A 6,295-nucleotide genomic window follows, 5' to 3' on the forward strand; every position below is an offset into this window, starting at 1 on the left:
AACTCCGCCGTCCGTGGCGGAAGCCATGAGCGATGGATCAGGAGCTACGGGCCGTGATGCGGTGCCGGCGCAGCCTGCTGTGCCTGCCCCTGGTTCTGTTGCGCGGCCTGCTGGGTCTGGCCCTGTGCCGCGTTGCGGAAGAGGTGCTCGTCCGCGACCTGGGTGCTCTGGGCGAGTGGTGTATTGAGGCCGCGCATCACATCCACCTCGGCGACCATCTTGAACGGCGAGTTCAGATCGCCCTGAACGCCGTACAGCTTGCTGGCGTTGTCGTTGAGCATGACGTGGTCGATTCGGCACATGTTGGCGGCCGCAGCGGAGGCCACGAGCGAGCCCGCGAGCTGGCCACTCTGCAGCGACGGTTCGCGACCATGCTCGCGGTCGATCTTGTTCACGCCGGTTTCCGCCTGCTTGAACATGCCATGAGCCTCGTGCTTCGGATCGGCCATGGTTGTGGCCGGCGCCTTCTGCTGCGCTTCCTTGATCGCTTCCAGCGTCCTGGGGCCGGCGACGCCATCGTCCTTCAGGTGATGGTCGCGTTGGAAGGCTTTCAGGGCAAGATCGGTGTTGCCGCCGAACTTGCCGTCCGTACCGAGCGGCGTACCGTTGGGGTTGGTATAGCCGAGGTTTTTCAGCGACGTCTGAAGCTCGGTGACGGGGGTGCCGACGCTATGCATCCGCAGGTAGTCGTCCTTCGGCTGCGCGTGGCTCTTGCCCTGCGCATGGTCGGGTTCGGCCTGACCCGTCGCGAGCGCGATGCCCTTGCGCATGGTGGGGCCGTTGGCGATCTCGATCAGGTTGGCGGCGTACTTAGGATCGGTGGCGTAGCCGGCCGCCTGTAGTGCTTTTGCTTCACCCTCGAGGTTGCCCTTTACGCCGGGATCGAACAGGCCATGCTTCGCGTAAGTGGGGTTTTCCTGGACGAACTTGATGCGGTCCTTGATCGACTCTTCATACGAGCCGTACACCCGGAACTTCGACGTCTCCATGACGTCCTTGCCGTTCTTGTGCTCCCAGGCGGTCACCGACTTCGACTCGCCGTGCCAGCTGGAGTCGGCCTTGATGTTGTACAGATTGTGGGTGCCGTGCAGGGTCTTCTGGCCCCAGCCCGTTTCCGCGGCGGCCTGGGCAAGAAGAAGTCGCTCGGAAACACCGGTTTCCTGCGCGATTTTATGAATCGAGGGATAGATTTCGGCGATGAACTGCTGCTGTGGTGTCGACATCACGTGGCTCCTTGTGTCCGGCGATCAATGGGATTCGTGCGCGGGCACGGACATCGTGAACGGGATGCGCTTGTTCGCATCGTTCATGAGGAAGTACTGGCCTGAAATCTTCAGCTGGCCGGATACCTCGTGAAAGCCTTCGGTGCCCTTGTCGACCCACGCCGAGTACGCGTCCTCCACACCCGGGAGTTCTTCATCCCGCGTGGTCTTGATCGTGCCGTCGGTGGCCGAAAGCTCGACAACGCTGAGCAGGGTCTGGTTCAGCGAGGTCTGCTGGTGCATGTCCGTCTGAACCAGCACGAACAATGAGTCACCGATGGCGACGCAGTGTGTCGCGCGGTTCTGGTAGCGCCGGGGCGGCAACGGAATCGACTTGATCCACTTGACCTGATGGGACGTCGGGTCGTCTACATAGACGGTGGCACGCCCATTCATGCCTTCCTTTGTGACGGCGCCTGCCACGCATTCGCCGCCGTTGAACGGGGTCGATCCGTAAGCACTGAAGGACTTGGGCACCGTCACAACCGAAGCTGCCGTGGCCGCGGCTGGGGCTGCATCGTAAGCGTGCGCGAGCATCGGGACCCAAACCAGTTGGGCGACCAGAGCAGCCGCGAGGGCCATGGTGCGTACGCGCTTGCCTGAACGATCGATTGTCATGTGTAGCTCCTGTTTGACGAACGGGTAAGTGGTTGGCACGAGGAACCGCGCCTATCCGTAGGACGGATAACGGTGCCGGCAAATGCGGGCTGAAACGGCTTGAGGTGAACTTGGCGCAGCAAAGGCGCCCGCGAGCATCGGCATGCTCAAGCGGAGAAGAAGCGCGCGCACGGGCGCAGTGCCGGTGTGCACCGGCCTGGAACGGTCAATCGTCACGTGTAACTCCTGTTTGATGATCGCCTGGCTTTGCCTCCTGCTGGCCGATCCCGCCGTCCTGATGGGATGTCGCGGGGCGCCTCAGCGAAGTACCCTGTGCCTTTTTAGCACAGGTACGCTGCTGTCTTCAGCGTCTTGCCGTATTTCCCCATGGCGCCAGTCCATGCCGATCGATGCCTCAGGGGCCCGCGATTCAGGCCTAGCGCTTACCGAGTATAGATTTTTTTGGAGGCTAAAACCGTGCGCCCCCCGCAATTTCGGGTTGGTGGCGAGCTTAGCGCGGGCGCTGCGAGGCAAATAGTGTGATTGTCAGTAGCAGGGCTTTCATAAGCTTCGGTCGGCACCGCCTCACCCTGTTGGTATTCCTTGAGTAGGGGCAGTTTCCGCAAGCGCATTATAAGGGCTGAAATTGCCCTCGAGGGTTGCAGAACCATGCTGCTGATGTCGTCGGTGTTACCGATGCTAGCGCAGGCTTTAGGTCAGTTCACTCGTTCTGAAACACAAAAGCCCCACGCGGGTGCGGTGCGGACGACTTTCTTCGGTTTGCGCGCTCGTCGGCAGCGCCTTGAGCGCTTGCTTTGAAGCTTTTAGCAATCGCGCCGCATGAAGTCGGACGCAGAACGTGATTGGTCAAACGCTGGGAAACAAGTTAACGCCATTATCAGCGAAGGCGCTTATCGAACGCGTACAGGATGTGCACATAGCGTAGACGTCACTTCGCAATCCTTGCCGTTACCGCAATGACGAGGAGCCCGCGTGGATGCCTCATTCGTATCTGTCGTGGTGGCCGGATAGGCCAGTCCGTCGCTTGGTAGTCGATGGCGATCGCACCCCAACGGTCCTCCCACACGGGAGCAGGACCTGCGTTGGTACGCGGAAGATTCGGATTGCCTGATTGCTCGTACGGAGAGCCGGGTGCCGTTGGAGGGATGCATCCGGGATTGCCGGCACCGCACTGTGCCGACCCAAACGGGGTGTAAGCCACCATCAGAAACCATAGTAGGGTCTTGGACTTCACACTTTAAGCTCAGTCGGAGTTCTGAGTGCCCATCTCCGAGGTGTTCGCGGTGGGGATCCCGCCCCCAAGCTCTAATGGGCTAACGTGGATGGTGCGAGTCGACCCGCCTGGGTTGCGTGCTACATCCTGGCCACCCATTCGGGGGCGGGCCGTCAGTGCTGCCGAACCCAGCGAACGTCGCGAGGTATCTCGCGGCGGCGATGGCCTTCATCAATTGCATCTCTGTAGTGACTATCTTGGACCGTACGACGAGCGCGAACATGGTTCCTATCCTGATAATCGACGACAGTGATCCGAACACATCGTACGACGTTAGCGTAGGTTCTAGGGGTACTGCACTTGCTATAGAGCACGTGGAAAGTATTTTCTGATCTGCAACCACGCAATGCGCGGCGCCCCGGCCGCGCGAGAAAATCCACTGGTCCAGACGGTTACGCTATTAGTATACTCGCCGGGGTACCGTGCATTTACTGTAAATAACCTGGCAGGTCCCCCGGCAGGCAGAAAGTGCTCGCTGTTCCGCAACTCCGGTGGATTCACCAGTGTCCCAGTTCAGGCCGCCCCCGTTTATCTTTTGGGTCAACGCCGCGCATTGGTTGTGAAAAGCAAATATCACTTCGCACTTTACGCCGCCTCCGCGGGCGCACGTTTCAACGGCCAATCGCTCAGCTTCACTGCGGGATTGCCTGTTTTCTACAGTTCCCGCTTCACCGGTGACGTCATCCATAGCGAACGCCCCCCATGTCTCCTCCCATACCGGTTGGGGGCCGACGGACTGGATACCTGACGCACCGCTGTCAGAACCTTGTGAATACGGCGAATTCGGCGCCGTTGGCGGAATGCAGCCTGGGTTACCAGCGCCCGGGATTCCTGGCGCGCATTGCGACCAGGCTGACGAGGCATAGGCGCAAGCAAATAGCAAGAAGGGCAGAGCCTGTTTCATCACGCGATTTCCCAAATTACGTGGAGCTGCCGGTTTTCACCGTATCTGAATTGGTGGGTCGATTATTCCCACATGACCCAACGTGAGTCACCGGCCGCGCTTGATCCCGCTGCGCGGGCTGCGTGTTACCGCTCAAACCCGGCGCACGCGTACTCATTGCATCCGGCCGACGCTGAGCATTGGCACTTGATCTTGCCACCGAGCTAGGATTGCTCACGGTATCAAACGACGAGTACGCTGCAAATGGCCCCAGCTTACCCTGGAAGAGTGCGGCAGCCATCGGCGGCGCCATGACGATGAAAGTGGAAAGCAAGAGACCGACGCCGACCTGCTGTAGTGCTTCGACGATACTTATCCGACCTGGATCTCGCGCTTTTAGCGTACGGGGTGGGGGCGCTGCACTTGCTATAGATCACGTGGCAGTCGTTCCTGATTTGCGGAGAACCCGGTACTGTTGGAGGGATGCATCCTGGATTGCCAGCGCCAGGAATGCCGGCGTCGCACTGTGCCCATGGTGCCAGAGGTGAAAGCAGTACGAGTAACAGCGCGGCTTGGCAACCGTTCGGAATCATTCGATGTCCCATCGGATGTGTTCGTCCGTTGGCCGTCGGTTTGACCACGATCCGTCGTGTGGAGCGTGCAAGAAGTGCTTGTTCATGCTTGATCCGAGTCCCCGAGTCCCCGAGTGCTTCCGAATTCTGCGTAACAAGCGTTCGCCACCCGAAAAACCAATATCTTGACGTTCATATCCACGTCGATACGCATGGGCACGAACTGTCGGCTGCGACGACTTACCAGGCAAAGCTGTGACGCGAACGCAGTCGGTTAGTTCACTCGTTCCGGCATGCTGCAGTCACTATAAACAACGCGGCAAGATGAATCGCCGCATTCGGTCAGTGCGTTCGATTTTGCCATGCTGACGGTTGGCGCAGTTGATGTGCCCATGATTCCGCCGGATGGCTTCTGCGCGATCGCCGCGCACTGGTTGTAATACGACACTGCGATGTCGCACGACGTCCCGCCACTTGAACTGCACTTCTGGAGCGCGTCGTGTTCGGCGGAAGACTTACTCACTGCCCCGGTAACGATACCTACGTGTCCCCGTGGGTCGACCGAGACCGCCCCCCATCTGTCTTCCCATCTGGCAGTCGGAGCAGGTTGGGCCGGAAGCTGATCGCTCCCCTGATAATAAGGCGATCCCTGTTGGGTAGGAGGTACGCAGCCCGGGTTGCCAGCGCCTGGGATTCCAGGAGCACACTGCGCCCACACCGCGCAAGTCATCAGTGTCGCGCTAACGAATGCCAGGAGCTGTTTCATCATTGTGGAGTCTTTCCGGTTCCGGTGAGTGACGTAAATTTACTGCCGTCCTGGACGAATCGGGAGCTACTCGCTCCGGAACATGCGGCGGAATCGAGCGAATCATAGCTAGACTGCCCATCGTGCCTATTTTCCACAATGGTATTTGCAGGCTGAGGTGGCGGCGTAGTCACCGCAGCCTGCTTACCGTGAGCAATGGCCGCCTGATCCTGCCCACCAAGCTGGGATCCGACGCCACTGAACGACGAGTACGACGCAACGTGACCCAGCATGCCCTGGAAGCATGCGGCGGCCATCGGCGGTGCTATGGCAATCAGCATCGGTGTCAAGGCCGATGCAACCCAGTTGCAGGGGTACGCTGTCGTCCTGTCGTTGTTGCCGATGCCTGCAAAAGCTCCCGGTCAGTTCACTAGTTCCGACATGCTGCAGCCAGTATAGGCAACTCGGCAAGATGAATCGCGGCATTGGGTCAGCGCAGTGGATCTCGCAATGTCAATGGTCGGTGCCGATGCAGTACCCATGGTTCCACCCGACGGTTTTTGAGCGATGGCGGCGAACTGGTCGTGATACGACAGCGATATCACACGCAGTTCCGCCGTTGTCACTGTGTCGACTCCCCGTAAACTTACTCCAGACATAAACCGAGGTCTCCGGGCAAAATATCCCCAAGGAGACCCACGATGCGCAAGAGCAAGTTCACCGAGAGCCAGATCGTCGCGACGCTGAAGCAGGTCGAAGGCGGCAGGCAGGTCAAAGATATGTGCCGGGAGCTGGGCATTTCCGAGGCGACGTACTACGCCTGGAAGTCAAAGTACGGCGGCATGGAGGCATCCGATGTGCATCGACTGCGCGATCTGGAAGCGGAGCACAACAAGCTCAAACGGATGTACGCGGATCTGGCGATGGAGAACCATGGGCTGA

The 6,295-nt window shown here is 59.6% G+C and carries 3 protein-coding genes; 1 reads left to right on the plus strand and 2 read right to left on the minus strand.

What is annotated here, in order from left to right; all coding sequences use genetic code 11:
- Nucleotides 1-44 precede the first annotated feature (44 nt).
- Both B5X73_RS05765 and B5X73_RS05770 read right to left on the minus strand, forming a co-directional pair.
- Nucleotides 45-1,223 (minus strand): glucosaminidase domain-containing protein, encoded by a 1,179-nt coding sequence (locus B5X73_RS05765; RefSeq protein ID WP_079520915.1) that lies wholly within the window; start codon nt 1,221-1,223, stop codon nt 45-47.
- 24 nt (nt 1,224-1,247) lie between these two features.
- On the minus strand, nt 1,248-1,880 hold the full coding sequence (locus B5X73_RS05770) for a hypothetical protein (RefSeq protein ID WP_079520916.1): 633 nt from the start codon (nt 1,878-1,880) through the stop codon (nt 1,248-1,250).
- A 4,174-nt stretch (nt 1,881-6,054) separates the two neighbouring features.
- On the opposite strand from B5X73_RS05770, the gene B5X73_RS05790 reads away from it, so the two are divergent.
- A partial coding sequence (locus B5X73_RS05790) for a transposase (protein WP_139382663.1) occupies nt 6,055-6,295 on the plus strand: 241 nt, incomplete at its 3' end.

The sequence above is a fragment of the Luteibacter sp. 22Crub2.1 genome, assembly GCF_900167995.1.
Taxonomy (GTDB): Bacteria; Pseudomonadota; Gammaproteobacteria; order Xanthomonadales; family Rhodanobacteraceae; genus Luteibacter; species Luteibacter mycovicinus.